General features: G+C 72.3%; 19 protein-coding genes and 1 pseudogene. 16 read left to right on the top strand and 4 right to left on the bottom strand.

The window, feature by feature from the left end; translation table 11 throughout:
* Nucleotides 1-12: 12 nt before the first annotated feature.
* On the top strand, nucleotides 13-1,173 hold the full coding sequence (locus ACZ5GT_RS16455) for an XdhC family protein (protein ID WP_469022884.1): 1,161 nt from the start codon (nucleotides 13-15) through the stop codon (nucleotides 1,171-1,173).
* A 149-nt stretch (nucleotides 1,174-1,322) separates the two neighbouring features.
* Here ACZ5GT_RS16455 and ACZ5GT_RS16450 read toward each other — a convergent pair whose 3' ends face one another.
* Nucleotides 1,323-2,147, bottom strand: a complete 825-nt coding sequence (locus tag ACZ5GT_RS16450; protein ID WP_469022879.1) for a helix-turn-helix transcriptional regulator — start codon at nucleotides 2,145-2,147, stop codon at nucleotides 1,323-1,325.
* A 98-nt stretch (nucleotides 2,148-2,245) separates the two neighbouring features.
* Between ACZ5GT_RS16450 and ACZ5GT_RS16445 the strand changes: the two genes are divergently transcribed.
* The 3 genes and pseudogenes from ACZ5GT_RS16445 (at nucleotide 2,246) to ACZ5GT_RS16435 (ending at nucleotide 4,376) form a co-directional block, all read left to right on the top strand.
* Nucleotides 2,246-3,703, top strand: coding sequence for an aldehyde dehydrogenase family protein (locus ACZ5GT_RS16445; RefSeq protein ID WP_469022874.1), 1,458 nt, complete (start codon nucleotides 2,246-2,248; stop codon nucleotides 3,701-3,703).
* A 29-nt stretch (nucleotides 3,704-3,732) separates the two neighbouring features.
* Nucleotides 3,733-3,966: pseudogene (locus ACZ5GT_RS16440) on the top strand (alpha/beta fold hydrolase); the annotation flags it as partial.
* Nucleotides 3,967-4,052: 86 nt separating this feature from the next.
* A complete protein-coding gene (locus ACZ5GT_RS16435) occupies nucleotides 4,053-4,376 on the top strand; it encodes a putative quinol monooxygenase (RefSeq protein WP_469022869.1) in 324 nt (107 codons plus the stop codon).
* Nucleotides 4,377-4,452: 76 nt separating this feature from the next.
* Here the strand turns inward: ACZ5GT_RS16435 and ACZ5GT_RS16430 are convergent, their stop codons facing one another.
* Nucleotides 4,453-6,363, bottom strand: coding sequence for a WD40 repeat domain-containing protein (locus ACZ5GT_RS16430; protein WP_469022864.1), 1,911 nt, complete (start codon nucleotides 6,361-6,363; stop codon nucleotides 4,453-4,455).
* A gap of 247 nt (nucleotides 6,364-6,610) precedes the next feature.
* Nucleotides 6,611-7,051 carry an SRPBCC family protein gene (locus tag ACZ5GT_RS16425; RefSeq protein ID WP_469022861.1) on the bottom strand — a complete coding sequence of 147 codons (441 nt, stop codon included), beginning with the start codon at nucleotides 7,049-7,051 and terminating at the stop codon, nucleotides 6,611-6,613.
* A gap of 276 nt (nucleotides 7,052-7,327) precedes the next feature.
* Between ACZ5GT_RS16425 and ACZ5GT_RS16420 the strand changes: the two genes are divergently transcribed.
* From ACZ5GT_RS16420 to ACZ5GT_RS16370, 11 genes are all read left to right on the top strand, one after another.
* Complete coding sequence (locus ACZ5GT_RS16420; protein ID WP_469022858.1) at nucleotides 7,328-8,185, top strand: carbamoyltransferase C-terminal domain-containing protein; 858 nt, start codon at nucleotides 7,328-7,330, stop codon at nucleotides 8,183-8,185.
* Nucleotides 8,182-9,186, top strand: a complete 1,005-nt coding sequence (locus tag ACZ5GT_RS16415) for a glycosyltransferase family 2 protein (RefSeq protein WP_469022851.1) — start codon at nucleotides 8,182-8,184, stop codon at nucleotides 9,184-9,186. The genes ACZ5GT_RS16420 and ACZ5GT_RS16415 overlap by 4 nt, the downstream gene beginning before the upstream one ends.
* 98 nt (nucleotides 9,187-9,284) lie before the next feature.
* Nucleotides 9,285-9,920 carry a D-glycero-alpha-D-manno-heptose-1,7-bisphosphate 7-phosphatase gene (locus ACZ5GT_RS16410; RefSeq protein ID WP_469023207.1) on the top strand — a complete coding sequence of 212 codons (636 nt, stop codon included), beginning with the start codon at nucleotides 9,285-9,287 and terminating at the stop codon, nucleotides 9,918-9,920.
* Nucleotides 9,917-10,153, top strand: coding sequence for a hypothetical protein (locus tag ACZ5GT_RS16405; protein ID WP_351888920.1), 237 nt, complete (start codon nucleotides 9,917-9,919; stop codon nucleotides 10,151-10,153). The genes ACZ5GT_RS16410 and ACZ5GT_RS16405 overlap by 4 nt, the downstream gene beginning before the upstream one ends.
* A 495-nt stretch (nucleotides 10,154-10,648) precedes the next feature.
* On the top strand, nucleotides 10,649-11,911 hold the full coding sequence (locus ACZ5GT_RS16400) for an MFS transporter (protein WP_469022849.1): 1,263 nt from the start codon (nucleotides 10,649-10,651) through the stop codon (nucleotides 11,909-11,911).
* Nucleotides 11,912-11,940: 29 nt separating this feature from the next.
* Nucleotides 11,941-12,417, top strand: coding sequence for a hemerythrin domain-containing protein (locus ACZ5GT_RS16395; protein ID WP_469022845.1), 477 nt, complete (start codon nucleotides 11,941-11,943; stop codon nucleotides 12,415-12,417).
* Between the two features lie 311 nt (nucleotides 12,418-12,728).
* Complete coding sequence (locus ACZ5GT_RS16390; RefSeq protein WP_469022841.1) at nucleotides 12,729-16,409, top strand: nitrate reductase subunit alpha; 3,681 nt, start codon at nucleotides 12,729-12,731, stop codon at nucleotides 16,407-16,409.
* Nucleotides 16,409-18,124 carry a nitrate reductase subunit beta gene (gene narH, locus ACZ5GT_RS16385; RefSeq protein ID WP_469022838.1) on the top strand — a complete coding sequence of 572 codons (1,716 nt, stop codon included), beginning with the start codon at nucleotides 16,409-16,411 and terminating at the stop codon, nucleotides 18,122-18,124. The genes ACZ5GT_RS16390 and narH overlap by 1 nt, the downstream gene beginning before the upstream one ends.
* On the top strand, nucleotides 18,121-18,768 hold the full coding sequence (gene narJ / locus ACZ5GT_RS16380; RefSeq protein WP_469022835.1) for a nitrate reductase molybdenum cofactor assembly chaperone: 648 nt from the start codon (nucleotides 18,121-18,123) through the stop codon (nucleotides 18,766-18,768). The genes narH and narJ overlap by 4 nt, the downstream gene beginning before the upstream one ends.
* Nucleotides 18,769-18,776: 8 nt before the next feature.
* Complete coding sequence (gene narI, locus ACZ5GT_RS16375; protein ID WP_469023204.1) at nucleotides 18,777-19,544, top strand: respiratory nitrate reductase subunit gamma; 768 nt, start codon at nucleotides 18,777-18,779, stop codon at nucleotides 19,542-19,544.
* A gap of 252 nt (nucleotides 19,545-19,796) precedes the next feature.
* Nucleotides 19,797-20,147, top strand: coding sequence for a hypothetical protein (locus tag ACZ5GT_RS16370; RefSeq protein ID WP_469022829.1), 351 nt, complete (start codon nucleotides 19,797-19,799; stop codon nucleotides 20,145-20,147).
* A 13-nt stretch (nucleotides 20,148-20,160) separates the two neighbouring features.
* On the opposite strand, the gene ACZ5GT_RS16365 is transcribed toward ACZ5GT_RS16370, so the two are convergent.
* Nucleotides 20,161-21,321: a magnesium and cobalt transport protein CorA gene (locus tag ACZ5GT_RS16365; RefSeq protein ID WP_469022824.1), complete on the bottom strand. Its 1,161-nt coding sequence runs from the start codon at nucleotides 21,319-21,321 to the stop codon at nucleotides 20,161-20,163.
* Between the two features lie 176 nt (nucleotides 21,322-21,497).
* Here ACZ5GT_RS16365 and ACZ5GT_RS16360 point away from each other — a divergent pair, with 176 nt between their 5' ends.
* Nucleotides 21,498-22,604 carry a winged helix DNA-binding domain-containing protein gene (locus ACZ5GT_RS16360; protein ID WP_469022821.1) on the top strand — a complete coding sequence of 369 codons (1,107 nt, stop codon included), beginning with the start codon at nucleotides 21,498-21,500 and terminating at the stop codon, nucleotides 22,602-22,604.
* Nucleotides 22,605-22,655 lie beyond the last annotated feature (51 nt).

The following is a 22,655-nucleotide window of genomic DNA, read 5'->3' as shown; positions in this document are numbered from 1 at the left end:
GGAGTCCGTCAGATGCTGGACATCGCGGAGGAACTGAACCGGTGGGCCGAGCAGGGGCGCGACTTCGCCGTGGCCACCGTGGTGGCGGTCACCGGCAGCGCCCCGCGCACACCGGGCGCCGCCCTCGCGGTGGACGCCGACGGCACCGCGGTCGGCTCGGTCTCCGGCGGCTGCGTGGAGGGCGCGGTGTACGAGCTGTGCCGACAGGCCCTGCGGGACGGCGAGAGCGTGCTGGAGCGCTTCGGCTACAGCGACCAGGACGCCTTCGCCGTCGGCCTGACCTGCGGCGGCGTCATCGATGTCCTCGTCACGCCGGCAAGGTCCGCCGACCCGGCCCGCCCGGTGCTCGTCTCCGCGCTCGCCGACGCGGCGCACGGCCGGGCGGCGGCGCTGGCGCGGGTGGTGTCGGGGCCGGCTGACCTCACCGGCCGCGCCCTGCTGGTCCGCGCCGACGGCACGCACGAGGGCGGCTTCGGCGGGCACCCGGACCTGGACCGCACGGCCGTCGCCGAGGCGTCGGCGTTCCTCGCCGCCGGCCGCACCGGCACCGTGGAGATCGGCGCGCGGGGTTCGCGCTGCGGCACGCCGCTCACGGTCCTGGTCGAGTCCCGCGTTCCGCCACCCCGGATGATCGTCTTCGGCGCGATCGACTTCGCGGCCGCCCTGGTCCGCGTCGGCAAGTTCCTCGGCCACCATGTCACCGTGTGCGACGCGCGGCCGGTCTTCGCGACGCGGGCCCGCTTCCCGGAGGCCGACGAGATCGTCGTCGACTGGCCGCACCGGTACCTGGAGCGGACGCCCGTGGACGCCCGCACGGTGCTGTGCGTGCTGACCCACGACGCCAAGTTCGACGTCCCCCTGCTCCGGCTGGCGCTGCGCCTCCCGGTCGCCTACGTCGGCGCGATGGGCTCCCGCCGCACCCACCTCGACCGCGACACACGGCTGCGGGAAGCCGGCCTCACCGACGCGGAACTGCGCCGCCTGCGCTCACCGATCGGCCTCGACCTGGGCGCCCGCACCCCGGAGGAGACGGCCCTGTCGATAGCGGCGGAGATCGTCGCCGCCCGGCGCGGCGGCACCGGCCGGCCCCTCACCGGAACACCCACCCCGATCCACCATGACGGTCCCGTGCACCCGTCCCCGACCCCGGCTCGGGCCGGGGCTCCGGCCTAGGGTCTGTCGCCAAATGATCTTGTCCGAGCGCGGGAATCGGCCGCTCCAGAGGCGGCCTGACCAGCAAGATTCATCTTGCCTGTGACCTAGACCCGCGGTGGATTTCATACGGGGTTGCAGCCCTGGTGAAGGCTGCGTGATCGGAAAATCTAGACCCACTGCTCAAGGCCCATGGTGGCCGCCAGGTCCAGCTTGCTGCGGGCGTCCGTGTCGGGGCGCGGCAGAAAGACCACGAGGCGCAGGTCTGCGGGCTGGATTGTCAGGACGCTGGACTCGAGGGCGATCTCGCCGACCTGAGGGTGCACGACGATCTTGCGCGCACTCTGGAGGTCGCCCACGGTCGGTTGGGCCCACAACGACAGGAAGCGGGGGAGACGACGCAGCTTCGTGACGAGCGCCGCCAACGAAGGGTCGTACGGATAACGGCTGGTGGTTGCGCGCAGGTCGGAGACGAGAGAGCTTTCGAACGCGTCCCGTTCGGCCTTGGTCAGCCGCAGTCGTCCGGGCCCCGGTCCGAACTGGGACAGCATGAGGTTGCGGCCGTCGTCGTCGGAAGAGCTCGGGTCACCGAAGGTCGCCGCGAAAAGTGGGTTCCAGTGCAGCAACTGCCAGGCAGCGCTGTAGACAGCCAGCGGGTTGACGGCAAGTTGTTCCATCAGCCGGTGCAGGCTCGCCGGGATCAGCTGGGGAATCCGGTCCGGTCCCGCGGCGTGGCCGGCCAGGCGCATGAGGTGTGCTTGTTCGTCGTCGGACAGCTGCAGCACGCGGGCGATGGCTGTGCACACCTGAGGAGAGGGGGTGATGGAGCGACCCTGTTCCAGGCGTTCCACGTACTCGGCGGAGATTCCGGCCAGCATCGCCAGCTCTCCGCGGCGCAGGCCGGCGACGCGGCGGGGGGCGTTGTGAGGGATTCCGGCGGCTTCCGGAGTCAGGCGTTCGCGCCACGCCCGCAGGACTTGCCCGAGTTCGTTCATGATTCCATCTTCGCTCGAACCCGTCTCAGGGTCGTACTGGTGGTACGACGAAGATCTGTGCCTTCCTGCACGCTCGGTGCGATTGCAGGATCGACGTCATGAACACCATTGCGCAGCACTGGATCAACGGACAGTGGACCGGCTCCGGCTCGGTTCTGGAATCGATCAACCCGGCCGACGGCACAGTCGTCGGCTCCTTCTACGACGGTGGCGAGGCAGAGGCTTCGGTCGCCGTGGACGCCGCCGACGCCGCGTTCGCGACCACCGAATGGGCGAGCACTCCCTCGCTTCGGGCGACCGCACTCAGCCGGCTGGCCGACGCCCTCGAGGCCCGGGTATCCGAGGTTGCGGCCATGTTGTCCCGGGAGAACGGCAAGCTGCTGGGCGAGACCACGTGGGAGGTCAGCGGTGCGGTCGGGTGGCTGCGGTACGCGGCGGCGACTGCGCGCACCCAGAGCGCCGGGCGCGCCGCCGAGACGGCGCCCGGCCAGTACACCCACTCGGTGCCCGAGCCACTCGGTGTCGCCGGGATCATTTCTCCCTGGAACTCCCCCATCATGCTGACCGTGCGGGCACTGGGCCCGGCGCTGGCCGCCGGCTGCACCGCCGTGGTCAAACTTCCGGCCCAGACGGCGCTGACCAATGAGCTCTTCGCACAGGTTCTGGCCTCGGTTCCGGAAATCCCGGCGGGCGTGGTCAATGTGTTCACCGAGTCCGGCAACACCGGGGCCCCGTTCCTGGTCACCTCGGACAAGGTCGCCGTGATCAACTACACCGGCAGTACGCCGGTCGGGCGCCAGATCGCGACCGCGGCCGCCACCACGCTCAAGCGGCTCGGTCTGGAACTGGGCGGCAAGGCTCCGATGGTGATCTTCCCCGACGCCGATCTGGACATGGTGATCCCGACCGTGGTGCAGTCGCTGGTGCTGATGAACGGGCAGTTCTGCTGCACCGGCTCCCGCGTACTGGTCCACCGGGACATCGCCGACCAGGTGCGCACTCGGCTCACCAGCGCGCTCGCGCAGGTGCGGCTCGGCTCGGGCGACGACGAGAAGGCCCAGCTCGGCCCGGTGATCGACCGGGCCTCCGCCCAGCGGGTGGACGCGATCGTCGAGGAAGCCGCCTCGTACGGCACGGTACTGCTGCGCGGCGGTGTGGTCACCGACGGTCCGTTGGCCGCCGGTGCGTTCTACCGGCCGAGTCTGATCGAGGTGGACCGGACCGACGTCCGGATCGTGCAGGAAGAAGTCTTCGGTCCGGTTCAGACGTTCGAGATCTTCGACGACGAGGACGACGCCGTGACCAAGGCGAACGCCACCATCTACGGTCTGGCCGCCTCGGTGTTCAGCTCGGACTCGATGAAGGCCCGCCGGATCGCCCGGCGCATCCGCACCGGCACTGTGTGGATCAACACCTGGGGAGCCATCAGCGAGGACTTCGAGGAGGGCGGCGTCAAGGGCAGCGGTTACGGCTACCTGTGCGGCCCGCGAGCGATTGAGGAGTTCCAGGCCCTCAAGGTGTATGTGGAGCAGGATCACACCCAGTCCGCTCACTGATCGGCCTCGCTCCGGCCGAGGAATTCGACGACATGGGCCACTACGCGGCGGATGCCGCGACGGTGGTAGCCCACCTCGACCCGCACGACGTCGTCCACGCGGGCCCCTGTGCCGGCGGCGGAGAGGCCGCCCGGTACGTCGCCGGGCACGGTGCGGGACGGGGCGCCGAGGCTGTCCTCGTCGGGGCCGTCACGCCGCTCATGGCCCAGAGGGAGTCGAGCCCCGGAGGGCTGCCGCTCGAGGTCTTCGACGACCTCCGCAAACGCCGACCTCCTCGACTCCGTCAACCGCTGACACCGGCCTCGTACCGGCAGTCAGCTCTTCAGCACACAGAGAAACAGGGATCAACATGACCGCGACATCGAACGGCTACGTGACCGTCATCTGGGACGCGAAGGCGAAGGCCGGCAGAGAGGCCGACCTCAAAGCGTTCATCACCGCAGCCGTCACCCCCTCCCGCAACGACCCGGGCAATATCGACTACGAGGCCCATGAAGTCGAGGGGCGGCCCGGCTCGTTCGTCATCTACGAACGCTGGGAAACACGCGCCCACCTCGACTCCCACCTCGCCGCGCCCCGGATGCAGCAACTCGTCCCACAGATGCTCGAACTGATCGACGGATCCATCGAGGACGGCATCCGTCTGCTGCGTCCGTTCCGCCCCGCCCACTAGCCAGGCCCCGGCCTCGGTGCGCCAGGTGTTCACGATGACGATCTCACTGCCGCGCCGGGTGACACATGTCGTCTCGTCAGGTCAGGCGCCAGACGCGGACGAACCCCGCGGTGTCCGCCGAGAGCAGAGTGCGTTCGTCGGGGGAGACGAAGAAGAGGTTGACGTCCGCGCCGTGGCCGGGGAAGTCATCGAGGAGCTCGCCGGTCGAACGGGAGGCGGTGACGATCCGCTTGACCCTGTGGTCCCAGCCGACCACGCGGTCGTCGCTGAGCTCCGACTGCCACCGTATGTGGTGCAGTGGGATGCCGAACGTGTGCGTCCTCGGCTCTGCGGACGGGTTGTCCAGGTCGATGACCGTATAGCCGTCCGGGGTCTGGTGCAGCACACGGCCGTCCTCGTGCGGGTCGCGGCGGATGTCCCCCGGCAATTCACGTGTCAGTTCGAGACGCTCGGGGTCGACCAGGAAAGCCCGTTCGGGCCTGGACTCCAGACGGAGCACGAGATGGCGTCCGATCGCCGTGAGGCCGGGCCAGTTGACCGGCGCGGTGCTCAGGTCTATCAAGGTCCGGTCGATCTCGAAGGTGCGGGGTTCGTCCACCTGACGGGTGCGCAGGTCGATCCTCACCAGGGGAAAGCTGTGGTCGTAGTGGTCGCTTCCTTCGATCAGGTAGGCGGTGTCCCCCACGATGCACGGCCTGCCGGCGGGCTCGATGTGCCACACCAGCCGTCCGGTCATGACCTCCCAGGCCCACAGATTCCCGTGGTCGGCATGCCAGACCAGGTCGTCGCGGAAGAAGAGCGGGCGGTTGGAAGTCCCGGAGGGAAAGCCCTCGAGTCGCACACCGTCTGCCGGGACGGGACGGTCGAAGGCAAGCTTGGCGAGCCTGCCCTCGTGCACGATCCAGGGCTCGCCGTCGCGGAGCCCGTGCCCGATGCCCCTGCCCCACTGGTCCACCGCTGTGCACCGCGGCGCCGTCACCCACCCGTCCGCGCCGAGCCGTTCGACCGACCCTGCCGCGGTGTCGCACAGGTGCACGGCACCCTCGCGGTCGCCGAGCGCCACCACGGCCGCCCCACCGGCGACCGCGAGCGCGGTGACGGCGGCGTCCCGGTCGGGCAGGCGCCGGCTCCGCGCTGCTTTGATCACGTTCGGGCCCGACGAGACGAGGGAGGGCGTACGACCGAGACGTTCCAGCGCCTTCTGCCGGGACCTGTCGGCCACCGGCTCGGCATAGAAGACGGGCCGGTCGAGGCCTGCGTCCCAGACCTGTACGGCACGGCCCGTCTGCAGCACCGCCAGATACCTGCGGTCGGGGCAGAAGGCCAGCGGCCCCGCCCATGCACTGTGCAGGCTCCGGACCGGCTCGTTCCTGCCTCCTGCCTGCCGACCGCTCCTGGCCGAGACCCGCCGCAGCCACCAGCCGCGGTTCTCAGCCTCCCAGAGGTGATCGGGCCCGGCGGCGAAGCGCAGGGAGACGTGCCGGACGTCACGGCCCTTCTTGTCCCAGGCATGAAGCTCCGCGCCGCTGATGCCGTCATGGACGCGAACACGGAGTCCGTCCTTCACCACCACCAGGCGCCTGCCCGAAGGGTGGACATCGAAGTCGGTTGTCACCCCCTCCCCGATCGGCATCCAGTGGGCCTCGCCCAGAACGCGGTCGAGCCGCGCGACATGCGAGTCCCCCGCCAGCCAGAGGGCGGCAGGTGTCACAGTGACGAAGTGCACGGGATGCTCCAGCACCCGCTCGGCCTGAAGTCTCATCCCGGCATCCCAGCGGAGCAGACGCCGCGAGGTGATCCCCAGGACGCCGGGGCCATCGCTCACCAGGTCGAGTACGGGATCGTCCGGATCCGTGAGCACGACCTCCGGCGCACTGGGCATTCCGAGGCACCAGTACTCCACCTGGCCGCCGGCCCGGGCGACGACCAGGAAGTCGGCCGCCTCGCTGAAGGCCATCGCGGTGACTTCGGTGCGGGGTGTTTCCATCGTGTGCGCCTTTCCTGCGGCCCGTTCCCGCCGTGCCGACGCCGGGCGATTCGGCGCGGAAGCCCTCCGAGGGCTGGTGTCCGGGTCGTTCCGGCTTCTTACCATCCGGTACTGACAGCGGCCCTCCGTCTACGGCCCAGCAGTGCGAGGCGCTTGCCGTGCGGGCCGTGATCGGGCGACGCGAGGGAACGGCTCGGCTCCGGTGCCGGTGTCGCGACCGCGGGGCGGGTGGTGTCCGGGGCGGGTGTCACGGGCGTCGTAGCAGGCGGTCGGCCGCGCGGCCGAAGACGTAGTGTGACGTGCGGGTGACCACCGGGTCGAGGAGGCCGGGGAGCGGGCGGACGTCCAGTTCCTCGTGCCAGCGCACGCGGCTGTGGCCGCCCGGTCCCGGGCCGACCTCCAGTTCGGCCCACCCCGTCACGACCCGGCCCCGCTTCTCCAGCCGGCACAGGCCCGGCGTGTCCGGTGTCGGCGGGCGCCACACCGTGACCTCCATGGGGTCGTCGAAGGCGAGCGGGCCGATGCCCGAACGGGCCACGAAGACCGTGCCCACGCGGGTCGGCGGCGGGGTCTTCACGGTGACGCGGGTCAGCGGAACCACCTCGCCGTGGCGAGGCCATTCCGTCAGGCGGCGCCAGGCCTCCTCGGGAGGGAGCGGCGCCGTGCGTTCGAGCAGGAAGGTGGCCACGGCACGATCGTAGGGAATCCGGGCTGCTCGACCGGGTATCCCCGGCAGTTCACGGGGGCGCTCGGCGGGGTCCGTGCGCCCCTGCCGAGCGCCCCCGGACGGGCCCTTTCCGAGCTCTTGGAAGGCCCTGGGCGAGGACCAGTGGTCCGCTGGTCACCCAAAGTGAAGTCTGGTGCGGCTTTCATGGCGAGTTGTCTCCAAGTGTTTGAGGCAGCTTCTCCCCGGCACCCGGTGCAACGCCCAGCCGCACTCGCCGCCCGTGACGGAGCCCGCGCCATGCACATTCTTGGCATCAACGCCCTGTTCCACGACCCGGCCGCCGCTGTGGTGGTGGACGGCCGCACCGTGGCCGCCACCGAGGAGGAGCGGTTCAGCCGCCGCAAGCACGGCAAGCGCCCGCTGCCCTTCTCCGCCTGGGAGCTGCCCGAACTGTCCGCGCGCTGGTGCCTGCAGCAGGCGGGCCTGCGGCCGGAGGAACTCGACGCCGTCGCCTACTCCTTCGACCCCAAGCTGGCCCGCCCGGCCCGCGACATGGGATTGGACGACCCCTTCGATCCGCTGCGGCTGGAGTACGCCCGCCGCGCCCCCGAGCTCCTCGCCGAGACGGTCGCCGAGGAACTCGCCCGGGACTGCATCGTCGCCTGGTTCCAGGGCCGCAGCGAGTACGGACCGCGCGCGCTCGGCCACCGCTCCCTGCTCGCCCACCCGGGCCGCGCCGAGAACCTGGAACGGCTCAACCACGTCAAGGGCCGGGAGGAGTTCCGCCCGGTCGCGCCCATGGTCGCCGCCGACCGCGCCCACGAGCTGTTCCGCGGGCCGCTGCCCAGCCCGTACATGCTGTTCGTGCACGACGTCGCCGCCGAATGGCGCGACCGCGTCCCCGCCGTCGTGCACGTCGACGGCACCGCCCGCATCCAGACCGTCGACGAGCGCGACGAACCCTCGGTGGCGCGGATGCTCGCCGCCTTCGAGCGGCGCACCGGACTGCCGGTCGTGGTCAACACCAGCCTCAACACCGCCGGCCGGCCCATGGTCGACGACCCGCGTGACGTCCTGGAGTGCTTCGGCTCGGCGCCCGTGGACCTGCTCGCCGTCGGACCGTACGCGGTGCGCCGGGGGAGGGCGTTCGGATGACCGCCTACGCCGTCGTGATCCCCACCCTGGTGCGGGACACCCTCGCCGACTGCCTCGCGGCCCTCGCCGCCGCGACCGGGCCCCCGCCCGAGCAGATCCTCGTCGTCGACGACCGGCCCGGACCCGCGCCCGACCCCGCCGCGCTGGCGCACCCCCTGAGCGTTCTGGGCCACCTGCGGGAGCGCACCGTCGTGCTGCACAGCGGCGGCCGCGGCCCGGCCGCCGCCCGCAACACCGGCCTGCGCGGGGTGACCGCGCCCTGGGTCGCCTTCCTCGACGACGACGTCCAGGTCGGCCCGCACTGGTGCGCCCAGCTCACCGAGGACCTCGCCGAGGCCTCCCCGGACACCGCCGGGGTGCAGGGCGTCATCGCCGTACCGCTGCCCGGCGAGCGCCGCCCCACCGACTGGGAACGGGGCACCGCGGGACTCGCGCAGGCTCGGTGGATCACCGCCGACATGGCCTACCGAACCGACGCGCTGAAGTACGTCGGCGGCTTCGACGAGCGCTTCCGGCGCGCCTTCCGCGAGGACGCCGACCTCGCGCTGCGCGTCCTCGACGCCGGCTGGCGCATCCGGCAGGGCCGCCGCACGACGCGCCACCCGGTGCGCCCCGCCTCCCGCTGGGTCTCGCTGCGCGCCCAGCGCGGCAACGCCGACGACGTGCTCATGCGCCGCCTGCACGGCCCCGACTGGTGGGAGAGGGCGTCCGCCCCGCGCGGCAGGCTGCGCTCCCACCTCGCCGTCACCGCCGCCGGTCTCGCCGCGTGCCTCCTGGCCGCCGCCGGGTACCGGCGGCCGGCCGTGGCCTGCGCGGCCGGCTGGGCCGTCGGCACCGGCGAGTTCGCGTGGTCGCGCATCGCCCCCGGGCCGCGCACCCGTGAGGAGGTCGTCACCATGCTCGCGACCAGCGCGTTGATCCCGCCCGCCGCCACCTGGCACTGGCTCGGCGGGCTGTGGCGGCACCGCGGTGCCCCGGCCTGGCCGGAGGTGGCCTCATGACCCAGGAGACGACCCCGGACCCCGACCTGACGTCCGGCACGAGCCCGGAACCCGACCTGACTTCCGGCATGAGCCCGGACCCCGGACTGACCTCCGCCATGAGCCCGGATCCCGACGCGTCTCCCGCCGTGACCCGCGACGGGCCGTCCGCCGTGCGGACCGTCCTCTTCGACCGCGACGGCACCCTCGTCGAGGACGTCCCCTGCAACGCCGACCCGGACCGGGTGCGCCCCGTCGCCGGTGCCCGCGAGGCGCTCCGCCTGCTGCGCGACCACGGCATCCGCACCGGCGTCGTCACCAACCAGTCCGGCGTCGCGCGCGGCCTGCTCACCGCCGCCGACGTCCGCCGCGTCAACCGGCGCGTGGACGACCTCCTCGGCCCGTTCGACGTGTTCGCGGTGTGCCCGCACGGCCCCGACGACGGCTGCCACTGCCGCAAACCGGAGCCCGGCATGGTGCTGTGGGCCTGCGGACGGCTGTGCACGCCACCCCAGCGCTGCGTCGTCGTCGGCGACATCGAGGCCGACGTGCAGGCCGCTCGCCGGGCGGGAGCCCACGGCATCCTCGTGCCGAACGCGCGCACCCGCCCCGAGGAGACGGCCCGCGCCGACCACGTGGCGCCGGACCTGACCACCGCCGTGCGGGCGGTGCTGGCCGGCCCGCCGCGGGGGCGCGTGATCGCCGACGAACGCCCGATCGCGAACGCCTTCGACACGAGCCGGAGGACGCGATGAAGGCACCGGTCACCCGACTCGACAGCTTCGGCGACGTCCTGCTCGCCGGACCCGTCCCCGGCGACCTGCTGCTGCCCCGTCCGCACGCCCCGTCCCCCGTGCCGGGCGCCGTCGTCGTACACCCGAGCGCGAGGGCGCCGTCGCAATGCCGGCCCGTCGAGCGGTGCGCGGCCGTCGCGCGCACCCTGCGCACGGCAGGTCACCGGGGCGTTGTCACCGGGGGGCCGGGCTAGACGAACTGGTGGCCCGGGTCGCCGAGTTCGCCGGTCTGCCCGGCGCCCTACCTGTTCGCCGCCGTGCCCCGCCCTCCGACGACTGTCCGCCCTGGTCGCCGAGGCCGGCGCCGTGGTCAGTACCGCACGCCGCACGAGTGCCCGCGACGGACTCCGTGACGCGTGAGACCAGACAGGGAATGATCCGCGCGTCCGGGGGAGGGGAGGACCGACCGCCGGCGGACCGCCCTGGCGCCCCGGGCGGACCGCCCCGACCGTGCGGTCCGCCCCCCGGCCCCGGCCACCCCGGCGCCCCGGCCGGGACGACCGGGTCCGTGCCCCGGGACCGTCCGCCCGGGGGCAGGGACCATAGGCCCCTGCCCCATCACACGGCCGTACCCGGACAGTTGCTGGGGGCGGACCGCACGGCCGTGGCCCGTCTCCCGCCCGATGAGGCCGCCACGACCGCGAGAACCGTGAGAAACCGTGAGAACCGCGAGAACAAGGACGGACACGATGGCCCAGTCGTCGACAGTGCAGAACGGCAGCCCGGCGCCGGGCGCGCCGGTGCCCGGCCGGGCGTGGCTGATGCTGGCCCTGGCCACGGTCGGATTCGCCGTGAACTTCTGGGCGTGGGCGCTGCTCAGCCCGCTCGGCCCCCGGTTCAAGGACAGCCTCGACCTGTCCTCGTTCGAGCAGTCGCTGCTGGTGGCGGTGCCGGTGGTGGTCGGCTCGCTGGGCCGCATCCCGGTGGGCGCGCTGACCGACCGGTTCGGCGGGCGGGTGATGTTCCCGCTGGTGTCGGCCGCCACCGTCGTCCCGGTGCTGTACCTGGGCCTGGCCGGGCACTCCTCGCTCGCCGCCCTCCTGGCCGGCGGATTCTTCCTCGGCATCGGCGGCACCGCCTTCGCCGTCGGCGTGCCGTTCGTCAGCGCCTGGTTCCCGCCCGAGCGGCGCGGCCTGGCCATCGGCATCTTCGGCATGGGCATGGGCGGCACCGCGATCAGCGCGCTGACCACGGTCAAGCTGGTGGACGGGCCCGGCATGGCCGCCCCCTTCGTGATCACCGCGATCGTGCTCACGGCCTACGCGGCGCTGGCCGCGCTGGTGATGCGGGACGCCCCGGCGCGTACCGTGCCCACCGAGCCGCTGACCCGCCGCCTGGCCGCCACCCTGCGCCTCGGCATCACCTGGCAGGCGTCCGCCCTGTACGCGGTCGCCTTCGGCGGCTACGTCGCCTTCTCCGTCTACCTGCCCACCTACCTCAAGACCGGCTACGGGCTCACCCAGGCCGACGCGGCCGACCGGATGGCCGGCTTCGTCCTGCTGGCGGTGGCGATGCGGCCGGTCGGGGGCTGGCTCTCGGACCGCCTCGGCCCGGTCCGGGTCCTCGCCGGCAGCATGGCCGTGGTGCTCGCCGCGGCGTTCGTGCAGTCGCTGACGCCCTCGCTCGCGCCGGTCGGCACCATCGCCTTCCTGGCGATGGCCGCCGCGCTGGGCGCCGGCAGCGGCGCCGTCTTCGCCCTGGTGGCGCTGCTGGCCCCGGCGAACATGGTCGGCTCGGTCACCGGCGTGGTGGGCGCCGCCGGCGGGCTGGGCGGGTTCGTGCCGCCGCTGGTGATGGGCTCGCTCTACGGCGCCTACGGCTCCTACGCCGTCGGCCTGGTGCTGCTGGGTCTGGTCGCCGCCGCGGCCCTGGCCTTCACCGGCACCGGCGTCCGCCACGCGGTCACCGGCCGCACCCGCCGCACGTCGGCGAAGCCCGCCACCTCCCACTGACCGCCCCACCCCCCGTCCGGAGCCCTGCGATGTGCGAGTACTGCGGCTGCCAGTCCCTGGCCGCCATCGACGAACTGACCCGCGAGCACGACGAGGTGGTGCGCCTGATCAGCCACCTGCGCACCGCCCACCGAAGCGGTGACACGACCGCCCTGGCGGCCGTCGCCCGGGACATCGCCACCGTGCTCGGCCCGCACACCGAGGTGGAGGAGCACGGCCTGTTCCCCGCCCTGGCCGGCGAGTTCCCCGAGCAGATCGGCGTCCTGGAGGCGGAGCACCGCCAGGTCGAGGCGGTCCTCGCCGAGGCCGCCGACGGCGTGACGCCCGCCGACCCGACCTGGCCGGACCGGCTGATGGACGCGATGGCGCTGCTGCGCGCCCACATCCTCAAGGAGCAGGACGGCGTCTTCCCGGCCGCGCTGGCCAACCTCGGCACCGAGGAATGGGAGGCCGTCGACGCCGCCCGAGCCAAGGCCGGCGGCGCCCTGCCCCGGCAGACCGTCTGACCCCCGCCCCCGCGGTCTGACCCCCACCCCCGGCCACCTCATACGCTCGTACGCTCGTACGACCACGAGGTGGCCGGTTCGCGTCCCCGCGCGCATGTCCCGCCCGAGCATGGGTAGCCGCCTGCTCGCAGGAAACGCCCCACGTGGCGGACGCGCATTTCCGCGGTGCGCCTGTTGACCTTCGGGGGTACCACGGCCGTAAGGTCGAGCGCGGCCGTTCGAATCGCGACACGCACGGGCCGGGTGCCCGGGATGCGGGGTGCAGGGTGAGCACGGAGACCGGTCCGCAGCGGACACCGACACCGCCGGGCATGGACAGCGCCCTCGCCGAGGCGCTCGTCCGCAGCCGCCGCTTCTTCAGCCGGGCGGAGGTCTCCCCGGACCTGCGCACCCTGCACAAGGCAGGCGGCCGGCAGGCGGACGCCTTCTACCGGGACCGCTGGTCGCACGACAAGGTGGTGCGCTCCACCCACGGCGTGAACTGCACCGGCTCCTGCTCGTGGAAGGTGTACGTCAAGGACGGCATCATCACCTGGGAGGCCCAGCAGACCGACTACCCCTCGGTCGGCCCGGACCGGCCCGAGTACGAGCCGCGCGGCTGCCCGCGCGGGGCCGCGTTCTCCTGGTACACCTACTCGCCGACCCGGGTCCGCTACCCGTATGTGCGGGGCGTGCTGCTGGGGATGTACCGGGCGGCGAAGGCGCGCCTGGGCGACCCGGTCGCGGCCTGGGCCGACATCGTCTCCGACCCGGAGCGCGCCCGCCGCTACAAGTCCGTCCGCGGCAAGGGCGGCCTGGTGCGGGCGAGCTGGGACGAGGCGGTGGAGATGGTGGCCGCCGCCCACGTGCACACGATCAAGGCATACGGCCCGGACCGGCTGGCCGGCTTCTCGCCCATCCCGGCGATGTCGATGGTCTCGCACGCCGCGGGCGCCCGCTTCTACTCCCTGCTCGGCGGGGTGATGCTGTCCTTCTACGACTGGTACGCCGACCTGCCGGTCGCCTCGCCGCAGGTGTTCGGCGACCAGACCGACGTACCGGAGTCGGGGGACTGGTGGGACGCCGGCTACCTGATCATGTGGGGGTCGAACCTGCCGGTGACGCGGACGCCGGACGCGCACTGGATGGCCGAGGCCCGCTACCGCGGCCAGAAGGTGGTGGCGGTCTCCCCGGACTACGCGGACAACGTGAAGTTCGCCGACGAGTGGCTGCCCGCCCGGCCCGGCACCGACGGCGCCCTGGCGATGGCCATGGGGCACGTCGTCCTCAAGGAGTTCTTCGTCGAGCGGCGCACGCCGTACTTCGACGGCTACGTCAAGCGCTTCACCGACCTGCCGTTCCTGGTGACCCTCGACGAACGCGCGCCGGGCAGCCACGCACCCGGCAAGTTCCTGACCGCCGCCGATCTCGGCGGCGAGCACGCCGAGGCCGAGCACGCCGAGTTCCGCACCGTGCTGCTGGACGCCGCGACCGGGGCGCCGGTGGTCCCGCCCGGCACCCTCGGCGACCGGTACGGCGAGTCGGGCATCGGCAAGTGGAACCTGGACCTCGGCGACCTCGACCCGCTGCTGTCGGCCGAGGGCGGCGACGAGGCGCCGGTGACGGTGGAACTGCCGCGGTTCGACGCGCCCGACGGCAGCCCGGGAAAGCTGCTGCGCGGCGTGCCCGTACGCCGGGTCGGCGGCCGCCTGGTCACCACCGTGTACGACCTGCTGCTGGCCCAGTACGGGGTGGCCCGCGACGGGCTGCCCGGCCGGTGGCCGACCTCCTACGAGGACGCCGAGGAGCCCTGCACCCCCGCCTGGCAGGCGGCGATCACCGGCGTGGACGCCGCGCGGGCGGCCCGCATCGCGCGCGAGTTCGCGGCCAACGCCGAGGAGTCCGGCGGCCGTTCGATGATCATCATGGGGGCGGGCACCAACCACTGGTTCCATTCCGACACCATCTACCGCGCCTTCCTCACCCTGACCACGCTCACCGGCTGCCAGGGCGTCAACGGCGGCGGCTGGGCGCACTACGTCGGCCAGGAGAAGGTCCGCCCGATCACCGGCTACTCGGCGCTCGCGACGGCCGCGGACTGGAACCGCCCGGCCCGCCAGATGATCCAGACCGCCTACTGGTACCTGCACGGCGACCAGTTCCGCTACGACCCCTTCTCCGCCGACGCCCTTGCGGCGGACGGCGCGGGCGCCGGCCCGTTCGCCGGGAAGGCCACCGCGGACGTCATCGCGCAGTCGGCCCGGCTCGGCTGGATGCCGTCGTACCCCACCTTCGACCGCAACCCGCTCGACCTGGCCGACGAGGCCGACGGCGCGGGCCGCCCGGTCGCCGAGCACGTGGTGCAGGAGCTGAAGGCAGGGCGGCTGCGGTTCGCCGGCGAGGACCCGGACGCGCCGGAGAACTTCCCGCGCGTGCTGACCGTGTGGCGGGCCAACCTGCTGGGCTCCTCCGCCAAGGGCAACGAGTACTTCCTCAAGCACCTGCTCGGCACCGACTCCTCGGTGCGCGCCGCCGAGGCCCCGCCGGACGCCCGCCCGAAGGACGTCGTGTGGCGGGAGCGGGCCCCGGAGGGCAAGCTCGACCTGCTGCTCACCCTCGACTTCCGGATGACCAGCACCACCGTCTTCTCCGACGTCGTGCTGCCCGCCGCCACCTGGTACGAGAAGTACGACCTGTCCAGCACGGACATGCACCCCTTCGTGCACGCCTTCAACCCGGCCATCGCCCCGCCCTGGCAGACCCGCACCGACTGGGACGCCTTCCACACCATCGCCCGCGAGTTCAGCCGCCAGGCCCGCGAGCACCTCGGCGTGCGCACCGACCTGGTCGCCGCGCCGCTGCTGCACGACACTCCCGACGAACTGGCCACCCCGCACGGCCGGGTCCGGGACTGGAAGACCGGCGAGTGCGAGCCGGTCCCCGGCCGCACCCTGCCCAAGCTGGTGACCGTCGAGCGGGACTACGGCGCCGTCGCCGACAAGATGGGCGCCCTCGGCCCGCTGCTGGACAGCCTCGGCGCCACCACCAAGGGCGTCACCTTCCACCTCGACAAGGAGATGCAGTACCTGCGGCACAAGAACGGCGTGGTGCGCGGCGGCGCCGCCGACGGCCGGCCCTCCATCGCCCGCGACAGCGACGCCTGCGAGGCGATCCTCGCCCTGTCCGGCACCACCAACGGCCACCTCGCCACCCAGGGCTTCCACGCCCTGGAGGCCCGCACCGGCACCCGGCTCGCCGACCTGGCCGCCGAGCACGAGGGCAAGCGGATCACCTTCGCCGACACCCGGGCCGCGCCCGTGCCGGTGATCACCTCACCGGAGTGGTCCGGCTCCGAGACGGGCGGGCGCCGCTACTCCCCGTTCACCGTCAACGTCGAACGCCTCAAGCCCTGGCACACCCTCACCGGCCGCCAGCACTTCTACCTCGACCACGACTGGATGGCCGCCCTCGGCGAACAACTCCCGGTCTATCGCCCCCCGTTGAACATGCACGCGCTGTTCGGCGAGCCGCGTCTCGGCGACACCGGAGAGCTCGGCGTGACCGTGCGCTACCTGACCCCGCACAACAAGTGGTCCATCCACTCCGAGTACCAGGACAACCTGTTCATGCTGTCGCTGTCGCGCGGCGGCCCGACCATCTGGATGAGCACCCAGGACGCGGCCAAGGTCGGCGTGCGCGACAACGACTGGGTGGAGGCCGTCAACCGCAACGGCGTCGTCGCCGCCCGCGCGGTCGTCTCGCACCGCATGCCGGAGGGCACCGTCTACATGCACCACGCCCAGGACCGGCTGATCGACGTGCCCCGCACCGAGACCACCGGCCGGCGCGGCGGCATCCACAACTCGCTGACCCGCCTGCTGATCAAGCCGAGCCATCTCATCGGCGGCTACGCCCAGCTCACGTACGCCTTCAACTACCTCGGCCCGACCGGCAACCAGCGCGACGAGGTGACGGTCATCCGCCGCCGCACCGATCAGGAGGTCGAGTACTGATGCCCCGCGGCGAAGCCCCCATCGGACGGGTCATGGCCCAGATGGCGATGGTCATGAACCTCGACAAGTGCATCGGCTGCCACACCTGCTCGGTCACCTGCAAACAGGCGTGGACCAACCGCACCGGCGTCGAGTACGTGTGGTTCAACAACGTCGAGACCCGCCCCGGCCAGGGCTACCCCCGCCGCTACGAGGACCAGGACACCTGGAAGGGCGGCTGGGAGCTCAACAAGCGCGGCCGGCTGGCGCTGAAGGCGGGCGGCCGGTTCAAGAAGCTGATCCAGATCTTCTCCAACCCCAAGCTGCCCACGCTCGACGACTACTACGAGCCGTGGACGTACGACTACGAGACCCTCACCAACGCCCCGCTCCAGGAGCACACCCCGGTCGCCCGCCCCAAGTCCCTCATCACCGGCAAGGACCACAAGATCTCCTGGTCGGCCAACTGGGACGACGACCTGGGCGGCAGCGCCGAGCACGGCGAGAAGGACGTGCTGCTGGGCCAGGTGTCGGAGAAGATCAAGCTCGAGTTCGAGCAGACCTTCATGTTCTACCTGCCGCGCATCTGCGAGCACTGCCTCAACCCGTCCTGCGCCGCCTCCTGCCCCTCCGGCGCGATCTACAAGCGCACCGAGGACGGCATCGTCCTCGTCGACCAGGACCGCTGCCGCGGCTGGCGGATGTGCGTCACGGGCTGCCCGTACAAGAAGGTCTACTTCAACCACCGCACCGGCAAGGCGGAGAAGTGCACCTTCTGCTTCCCCCGCGTCGAGGTCGGCCTGCCCACCGTCTGCTCCGAGACCTGCGTGGGCCGGCTGCGCTACATCGGCCTCGTCCTCTACGACGCCGACCGCGTCCTCGAGGCCGCCTCAACCCCCGACGAGACCGACCTGTACGAGGCCCAGCGGCAGGTCTTCCTCGACCCGGACGACCCGCGGGTGGTCGCCGCGGCGGAGCGGTCGGGCATCCCGCGGGACTGGATCGAGGCCGCCCGGCGCTCCCCGGTGCACGCCCTGATCAACACCTACCGGGTGGCGCTGCCGCTGCACCCGGAGTACCGCACCCTGCCGATGGTCTGGTACATCCCGCCGCTCTCCCCGGTCGTCGACGCGGTCCGCGAGACCGGCCGCGACGCAGAGGACCACCGCAACCTGTTCGCCGCCGTGGACGCGCTGCGCATCCCCGTCGACTACCTCGCCCAGCTGTTCACCGCGGGCGACCCGGCCCCCGTCGACGCGGTGCTGCGGCGCCTGGCGGCCATGCGCTCCTACATGCGCGACATCAACCTCGGCCGCGAGCCGGACGCCACGATTCCGGAGCGGGTCGGCATGGGCGAGGAGCAGATGTACGACATGTACCGGCTGCTGGCCCTCGCCAAGTACGACGAGCGGTACGTCATCCCGCCCGCCCACGCCGAACAGGCCCACAAGCTGGAGGAACTGGCCACCGAGTGCAGCCTCGACTACGAAGGCGGCCCCGGCATGGGCGGCTGGGGCCCCTTCGGCGAGACCTCCGGCGGCGCCGCCCCGATAGCGGTGGAGAACTACCGCGCCCTGCACGACCGCCAGACCGCCGACACCCCGGCCGCCCCCACCGACAAGGCCACCCGCGTCAACCTCCTCAACTGGGACGGCAAGGGACGCCCGCCCGGCCTGTTCCCGCCCGACGGGAACGACGGGCACGACGCGCACGGCGAGAAAGGACCCGCGTCATGAGGCCGGACCCCGGCGACGCCCGCAACTCCCTCGCCTGGCAGGCCCAGTCGCTGCTGCTGGCCTACCCCGACGAGGAATTCCGCGACCGCCTCGCCCTGGCCCGGCAGGTCGCCGCCCGCCAGCCCCAGCCGGTCGGCCGTCCCCTGACCGTCTTCGCCGACCACGCCGAGCGCACCCCGCAGCCCGACCTGGCCGCCGACTACGTCGCCACCTTCGACCAGCGCAAACGCTGCTGCCCGTACCTGACCTACTACGCGCACGGCGACACCCGCAAGCGCGGCCTCGCGCTGCTGCGGCTCAAGCAGACCTACGCCCGCGCCGGCTGGCGGCTGAGCGACGACGAACTGCCCGACCACCTCGCCGTCGTCCTGGAGTTCGCCGCCGCCGAGCCCGCCGCCGGGGCACGCCTGCTCACCGGCCACCGCGCCGGCCTGGAACTGCTGCGCCTGGCGCTGCACGACACCGGCTCCCCGTGGGCGGCCGTCCTGGACTCCGTATCCGCCACGCTCCCCGCCCTCGGCGGCGACGTCCGCGAGGCGGTGGCCAGGCTCGCCGCCCAGGGTCCGCCCGAGGAACAGGTCGGCCTGGACCCCTACGCGCCCCCGCAGTTCCTGCCCGACCCGGTGAGCGGAGGCCCCCGATGACACCCCCGATGACCCCGCCCGCACAGCCCGTCGGCCTGGCGGCCGAGGCCGGCACCGGAGCCATCCTGCTCTGGGTCGTCCTGCCGTACGTCTCCCTCGCGGTGTTCGTCCTCGGCCACATCTGGCGCTACCGCTACGACAAGTTCGGCTGGACCACCCGCTCCTCCCAGCTCTACGAGAACCGGCTGCTGCGCATCGGCAGCCCGCTGTTCCACTTCGGCATCCTCGTCGTGCTGCTCGGCCACATCGGCGGCCTGCTCGTCCCCAAGAGCTGGACCGAGGCCGTCGGCATCGGCGAGGACGCTTACCACGTCACCGCCGTGGTGCTCGGCACCGTCGCCGGCGTGTGCACCCTGGGCGGGCTGGCCATCCTCGTCTACCGTCGCCGCACCGTCGGCCCCGTCTTCTCCGCCACCACCCGCAACGACAAGGCGATGTACGTCTCGCTCACCGCGACCATCGTGCTCGGCCTGTCCGCGACCGTCGTCGCGAACATCGTCGGCGGCGGCTACGACTACCGCGAGACCATCTCCCCCTGGTTCCGCTCGATCTTCTGGTTCCAACCCGACCCGGACCTGATGTCCGGCGCCCCGATCCTGTTCCAGCTCCACGCCATCAGCGCCCTGCTGCTCTTCGCCGCGTGGCCCTTCACCCGCCTGGTCCACATGCTCACAGCCCCGCTCGGCTACCTGACCCGCCCCTACATCGTCTACCGCAGCCGCGACGCCCGCCTCGGCAACCGCCCGCCCCGCCGCGGCTGGGAACGCGTGGGCTGACCCGCCGGCGTACGGCGGAGCCGGCGGCGAGGGAATTCCTCGAGCATTCGGTGACCGTGCGCAGGCAGTCGACTGCTGGGCGCTCGCTTTACAGCTGTGCCGCGAGACCGGAGCCAAAGAGGCGGATTCGGGTCTTGGGGTGCAGCGATTGCTGAGCGTGCTCACGAAGCGTAACGTGATTGACGGCGCATCAGTGTGATTCCGGCACTTGACGCCGACGAAAGACCCGTTCGAGATCAGCAGGAGCATCTCATGAGCTTTCCCCTCGGCAAGCTTCTGGAGCTCGACGTAGACAAGACTCAATCGCCTGACGGGCAGGACCGGATAGTCGTGGCAAGGGACGGTAACCACCAGTTCTTCCCTTCTGCCGGCCTGATCACCGTGCATCAAGGTGATGAGTTGGACCTGGAAAACGAGGATGTCTTCGTGCCGTTCGGCGAGGGCGACGTTGAACTTACGCTGAAGGCGGTGAATCAGCCGGGGCACCCGATTTCCCTGGGGTCGATATTCATCAGGCGCGACGAAGTCAATCGTGGAGAACTGTCGAAGAAATTCGAAGGCGGCGGGGCTCTGTATGAGTTGAAGTACAAAGTCCTGCCCTGACGTCGCCGCCCGGCTAGAGCCAGCCCCGCCGTTTGAAGACGACGTACAGGCTGACGCAGACCGCGGCCATCAGGGCGACCGAAAGGGGGTATCCGAACGCCCAGTGCAATTCCGGCATGTGGCGGAAGTTCATCCCGTACACCGTGCCGACCAGCGTCGGGGCGAACAGGATCGCCGCCCAGGCGGAGATCTTCTTGATCTCCTCGTTCTGCTCGAAGCCCGCCTCCGCCAGTGCCCGCATCTCCGCGTTCTGCTGCTGGGTGACCAGCGTCGCGTTGACCGTGAGGATGTCGGCGAGGGCCTGGCGGAACGAATCGACGCGCTCGCTGATGTGGGTGACGTGGTCGGCGACGTCCCGCAGGTAGCGCTGCAGCTCCTCGTCGGTGCCGTACTTGGAGAATCCGGCGATCAGGCCGTGCAGCATGCCGACCAGGGGGCGGGTGGCGCGCTGGAACTCGACCATCTCGCGGGAGAGCTCGTAGATGCGGCGGGACACCTCGGGGGCGCCGCCGAAGACTTCCGTCTCGATCTCGTCGATGTCGTTCTGGACGCCCTCCACGACCGGCGCGTAGCCGTCGACCACCGCGTCGAGGATCGCGTACAGCACCGCCTCGGGGCCCAGCCTGAGCAGCTCCGGCGTCTCCTCCATGCGACGCCGGACCGCCGACAGGCCCGGGGCCGCGCCGTGGCGGACGGTGATCAGGAAGTCCGGCCCGACGAACACGTGCAGCTCGCCGAAGTCGACCTCCTCGGGCGCGTCCAGGTAACGGGCGGCGCGCAGCACGACGAACAGGGTGTCGCCGTAACGCTCCAGCTTCGGGCGCTGGTGGGCCTCCATCGCGTCCTCGACCGCCAGCGGATGCAGGCCGAACTCGGCCGCCAGGGACAGCAGTTCGTCCTCGGTCGGGCGGGCCAGCCCGATCCAGGCCATGCCGGACGGCTGCTCGCGCAGCTCCCGGTAGGTGTCGGCCAGGGTGGCGGGGGAGGACACCCGCACCCCGTCGCGGTACACGGCCGCCCGCACCACGCCGGCCGGCGCGGACGGCTCGGGGGAGACCGGGGCCGGCGGTACGGCGGGAGGCCGCGCCGAGGACGGCGGCGCGGAGGTGGCGGTCCGGCGCCAGACGGACTTCCTGGGGCGCTTCGCGGACGGGCGGGCGCGTCGCTCGGACATGGCGGCTGCCTCCCGGTCGGCGGACACTGCTGCGGTCCTGAGCAGGATATACGGGGCATACGGCCGCACAGCCATGCGCGACCCCGCACCGCCCACGGTGACCGTGCGCGGCGATCGCGGACCGGCCGTGGCCTCGCGGACAGAAGGTGTCCGCAATCGCAACTACCGTACCGGTCATGACGAAGACGACGGCCCCGACGGCGCCCGTGCTCGGCACCCGCGCCCTCAACCGCGCGACCCTCGCCCGCCAGCTGCTGCTGCGCCGCTCGCCGATGTCCGCCGAGGCCGCCGTCGAGCACCTGGTCGGCCTGCAGGCCCAGAACGTCAAGCCCCCGTACTACGCCCTCGCCGCCCGCCTCGACGGCTTCGCTCCCGAGCGGCTGTCCGCGCCGATGGCCGACCGCCGGGTCGTCCGCATCGTCACCGTGCGCTCGACCATTCACACCCACACCGCCGACGACTGCCTCACCCTGCGCCCGCTCGTCCAGCCCGCCCGGGACCGGGAACTCGGTGCCTTCCGCAAGGGGCTGGCCGGGGTCGACCTGGACCGGCTCGCCGCGCTCGCCCGCGACCTCGTCGAGAACGGGCCGCGCACCATGGGGCAACTGCGCGAGGCCCTGGCCGCCGAGTGGCCTGAAGCCGATCCGCAGGCCCTCGCCGTCGCCGCCCGCTGCCGTCTGCCGCTGGTCCAGGTCACCCCGCGCGGCCTGTGGGGCAGGAGCGGCCAGGTCGCCCTCACCACCGCCGAGCACTGGCTCGGCCGCCCCGCCGAGCCGGCCCCGGACCCCGGCACGGTCGTGCTGCGTTACCTGACCGCCTTCGGCCCCGCCTCCGTCAAGGACATGCAGACCTGGGCCGGCCTGACCCGGCTGCGCCCGGCCTTCGAACGTCTCCGCCCGCGGCTGGTCACCTTCCGCGACGAGACCGGCGTCGAACTGTTCGACCTCCCGGACGCGCCCCGGCCCGATCCGGACACCCCGGCGCCGCCCCGCTTCCTGCCCGAGTTCGACAACCTGCTGCTCTCGCACGCCGACCGGACCCGCGTCGTCCCGCCCGCCCACCGCGGCCGCACCTGGCGGGGCAACACCGCCCACCGCGCTCTGCTCATCGACGGTTTCCTGGCCGGCGTGTGGAAACCGGAGGGGGACGCCGTCGTCGTGCAGCCCTTCGGCCGGCTCACCGGCGCCCGCCGGCAGGAGGTGGCCGAGGAGGGGGAGCGGATGCTCGCGGCCCTGCACCCCGGCAGCTCGTACGACATCCGCTTCGGGCGCGTGCTGCCGTAGACCCGGCGGGTGCCGCGGCAGAGGCGGCGGACCGTCCCGGAGCATTGGACA

Source organism: Streptomyces sp. NPDC031340 (genome assembly GCF_055569945.1).
The sequence above is the reverse complement of the archived record's forward strand: the minus strand, read 5'-3'. Positions and strand labels throughout refer to the sequence as shown.

What these genes read in the sequence shown, in the direction of transcription:
- ACZ5GT_RS16365 (WP_469022824.1), bottom strand. Translation starts at nt 21,321, where the DNA reads ATGTCCGAGCGACGCGCCCGCCCGTCCGCGAAGCGCCCCAGGAAGTCC.
- narJ (WP_469022835.1), top strand. Translation starts at nt 18,121, where the DNA reads ATGAGGCCGGACCCCGGCGACGCCCGCAACTCCCTCGCCTGGCAGGCC.
- ACZ5GT_RS16430 (WP_469022864.1), bottom strand. Translation starts at nt 6,363, where the DNA reads ATGGAAACACCCCGCACCGAAGTCACCGCGATGGCCTTCAGCGAGGCG.
- ACZ5GT_RS16360 (WP_469022821.1), top strand. Translation starts at nt 21,498, where the DNA reads ATGACGAAGACGACGGCCCCGACGGCGCCCGTGCTCGGCACCCGCGCC.
- ACZ5GT_RS16415 (WP_469022851.1), top strand. Translation starts at nt 8,182, where the DNA reads ATGACCGCCTACGCCGTCGTGATCCCCACCCTGGTGCGGGACACCCTC.
- ACZ5GT_RS16390 (WP_469022841.1), top strand. Translation starts at nt 12,729, where the DNA reads ATGGACAGCGCCCTCGCCGAGGCGCTCGTCCGCAGCCGCCGCTTCTTC.
- ACZ5GT_RS16405 (WP_351888920.1), top strand. Translation starts at nt 9,917, where the DNA reads ATGAAGGCACCGGTCACCCGACTCGACAGCTTCGGCGACGTCCTGCTC.
- ACZ5GT_RS16400 (WP_469022849.1), top strand. Translation starts at nt 10,649, where the DNA reads ATGGCCCAGTCGTCGACAGTGCAGAACGGCAGCCCGGCGCCGGGCGCG.
- ACZ5GT_RS16420 (WP_469022858.1), top strand. Translation starts at nt 7,328, where the DNA reads ATGCACATTCTTGGCATCAACGCCCTGTTCCACGACCCGGCCGCCGCT.
- narI (WP_469023204.1), top strand. Translation starts at nt 18,777, where the DNA reads ATGACCCCGCCCGCACAGCCCGTCGGCCTGGCGGCCGAGGCCGGCACC.
- ACZ5GT_RS16395 (WP_469022845.1), top strand. Translation starts at nt 11,941, where the DNA reads ATGTGCGAGTACTGCGGCTGCCAGTCCCTGGCCGCCATCGACGAACTG.
- ACZ5GT_RS16435 (WP_469022869.1), top strand. Translation starts at nt 4,053, where the DNA reads ATGACCGCGACATCGAACGGCTACGTGACCGTCATCTGGGACGCGAAG.
- ACZ5GT_RS16445 (WP_469022874.1), top strand. Translation starts at nt 2,246, where the DNA reads ATGAACACCATTGCGCAGCACTGGATCAACGGACAGTGGACCGGCTCC.
- ACZ5GT_RS16450 (WP_469022879.1), bottom strand. Translation starts at nt 2,147, where the DNA reads ATGAACGAACTCGGGCAAGTCCTGCGGGCGTGGCGCGAACGCCTGACT.
- narH (WP_469022838.1), top strand. Translation starts at nt 16,409, where the DNA reads ATGCCCCGCGGCGAAGCCCCCATCGGACGGGTCATGGCCCAGATGGCG.
- ACZ5GT_RS16455 (WP_469022884.1), top strand. Translation starts at nt 13, where the DNA reads ATGCTGGACATCGCGGAGGAACTGAACCGGTGGGCCGAGCAGGGGCGC.
- ACZ5GT_RS16410 (WP_469023207.1), top strand. Translation starts at nt 9,285, where the DNA reads ATGAGCCCGGATCCCGACGCGTCTCCCGCCGTGACCCGCGACGGGCCG.
- ACZ5GT_RS16370 (WP_469022829.1), top strand. Translation starts at nt 19,797, where the DNA reads ATGAGCTTTCCCCTCGGCAAGCTTCTGGAGCTCGACGTAGACAAGACT.